The sequence below is a fragment of the Acinetobacter sp. 12966 genome (assembly GCF_031196995.1).
Lineage (GTDB): Bacteria > Pseudomonadota > Gammaproteobacteria > Pseudomonadales > Moraxellaceae > Acinetobacter > Acinetobacter geminorum.
Genome location: NZ_JAVIMC010000116.1, coordinates 254 through 3,185 on the forward strand (window position 1 = coordinate 254; position 2,932 = coordinate 3,185).

Consider the following 2,932-nt stretch of genomic DNA (forward strand, 5'->3'; position numbering starts at 1 on the left):
TATACAACTGCTTGGGTGTTGTATAGTCAAGCCTCACGAGCAATTAGTATTGGTCAGCTTCACATATCACTATGCTTCCACATCCAACCTATCAACGTCCTAGTCTCGAACGGCTCTTTAGAGGAATAAATTCCTAGGGAAATCTTATCTTGAGGTAGGCTTCCCGCTTAGATGCTTTCAGCGGTTATCCCTTCCGAACATAGCTACCCGGCGATGCGACTGGCGTCACAACCGGTACACCAGAGGTTCGTCCACTCTGGTCCTCTCGTACTAGGAGCAGATCCTCTCAAATTTCCAGCGCCCACGGTAGATAGGGACCGAACTGTCTCACGACGTTCTAAACCCAGCTCGCGTACCTCTTTAAATGGCGAACAGCCATACCCTTGGGACCTGCTTCAGCCCCAGGATGAGATGAGCCGACATCGAGGTGCCAAACACCGCCGTCGATATGAACTCTTGGGCGGTATCAGCCTGTTATCCCCAGAGTACCTTTTATCCGTTGAGCGATGGCCCTTCCATACAGAACCACCGGATCACTAAGACCTACTTTCGTACCTGCTCGACTTGTGGGTCTCGCAGTTAAGCGCGCTTTTGCCTTTATACTCTACGCGTGATTTCCGACCACGCTGAGCGCACCTTCGTACTCCTCCGTTACTCTTTAGGAGGAGACCGCCCCAGTCAAACTACCCACCAGACACGGTCCTCGTCCCGGATAACGGGACAGAGTTAGAACCTCAACATTACCAGGGTGGTATTTCAAGGACGGCTCCATTGGAACTAGCGTTCCAACTTCAAAGCCTCCCACCTATCCTACACAAGTAAGGTCAAAGTTCAGTGTCAAGCTGCAGTAAAGGTTCACGGGGTCTTTCCGTCTAGCCGCGGGTACACTGCATCTTCACAGCGATTTCGATTTCACTGAGCCTCTGCTGGAGACAGCGCCGCCATCATTATGCCATTCGTGCAGGTCGGAACTTACCCGACAAGGAATTTCGCTACCTTAGGACCGTTATAGTTACGGCCGCCGTTTACTGGGGCTTCGATCAAGAGCTTCGCTTACGCTAACCCCATCAATTAACCTTCCAGCACCGGGCAGGCATCACACCCTATACGTCCACTTTCGTGTTTGCAGAGTGCTATGTTTTTAATAAACAGTTGCAGCGGCCTGGTTTCTGCGGCTGTCGTCAGCTCAGGAAGCAAGTTCCATCACCAACAACAGCGTACCTTCTCCCGAAGTTACGGTACCATTTTGCCTAGTTCCTTCAGCAGAGTTCTCTCAAGCGCCTTGGTCTACTCGACCTGACCACCTGTGTCGGTTTCGGGTACGATTCCTGTGTAACTGAAGCTTAGAGACTTTTCCTGGAAGCATGGTATCAGCCACTTCACTGTACAAGTACAGCTTGCTATCGGATCTCAGTATAGAGTACCCCGGATTTGCCTAAGATACATACCTACATCCTTCCACCTGGACAACCAACGCCAGGCTGACTTAACCTTCTCCGTCCTCTCATCGCATTACACAGAAGTATTGGAATATTAACCAATTTCCCATCGACTACGCCTTTCGGCCTCGCCTTAGGGGTCGACTCACCCAGCCCCGATTAACGTTGGACTGGAACCCTTGGTCTTTCGGCGAACGGGTTTTTCACCCGTTTTGTCGTTACTCACGTCAGCATTCGCACTTCTGATACCTCCAGCATACTTCTCAATACACCTTCATCGGCTTACAGAACGCTCCCCTACCACTTGACTAATGTCAAATCCGCAGCTTCGGCACATAGTTTTAGCCCCGTTACATCTTCCGCGCAGGCCGACTCGACTAGTGAGCTATTACGCTTTCTTTAAAGGGTGGCTGCTTCTAAGCCAACCTCCTAGCTGTCTATGCCTTCCCACATCGTTTCCCACTTAACTATGATTTTGGGGCCTTAGCTGGCGGTCTGGATTGTTTTCCTCTTGACTACGGACGTTAGCACCCGCAGTCTGTCTCCCGGATAGTACTCATAGGTATTCGGAGTTTGCATCGGTTTGGTAAGTCGGGATGACCCCCTAGCCGAAACAGTGCTCTACCCCCTATGGTATTCGTCCGAGGCGCTACCTAAATAGCTTTCGGGGAGAACCAGCTATCACCAGGCTTGATTAGCCTTTCACCCCTATCCACAAGTCATCCCCTGGCTTTTCAACGACAGTGGGTTCGGTCCTCCAGTTAGTGTTACCCAACCTTCAACCTGCTCATGGATAGATCGCCTGGTTTCGGGTCTATACCCAGCAACTAAACGCCCTATTAAGACTCGATTTCTCTACGGCTCCCCTATACGGTTAACCTCGCTACTGAATATAAGTCGCTGACCCATTATACAAAAGGTACGCAGTCACACCACGAAGGTGCTCCCACTGCTTGTATGCATGCGGTTTCAGGATCTATTTCACTCCCCTCACAGGGGTTCTTTTCGCCTTTCCCTCACGGTACTGGTTCACTATCGGTCAGTCAGGAGTATTTAGCCTTGGAGGATGGTCCCCCCATATTCAGACAAGGTTTCACGTGCCTCGCCCTACTCGTCATCATTATGTGTGCCCTTTCGTGTACGGGAATATCACCCTCTACGTTCGCACTTCCCAGAGCGTTCCACTAAAACACACATAACTTAATGGGCTGATCCCCGTTCGCTCGCCGCTACTGAGGGAATCTCAATTGATTTCTTTTCCTAAGGGTACTGAGATGTTTCACTTCCCCTCGTTCGCTTTGCAACACTATGTATTCATGTTGCAATACCTACCTTAAAGTAGGTGGGTTCCCCCATTCAGAAATCTCCGGATCAAAGGATATTTGCCGCCTCCCCGGAGCTTTTCGCAGGCTATCACGTCTTTCATCGCCTCTGACTGCCAAGGCATCCACCACATGCACTTAATTACTTGACTATACAACCCCAAACAGTCG

Annotated in this window: 1 rRNA gene; it reads right to left on the reverse strand. The window is 50.5% G+C overall.

Annotated features, from left to right (window positions below):
• Positions 1-22 precede the first annotated feature (22 nt).
• A 23S ribosomal RNA gene (locus tag RFW85_RS16610) occupies positions 23-2,913 on the reverse strand.
• Positions 2,914-2,932: the final 19 nt, after the last annotated feature.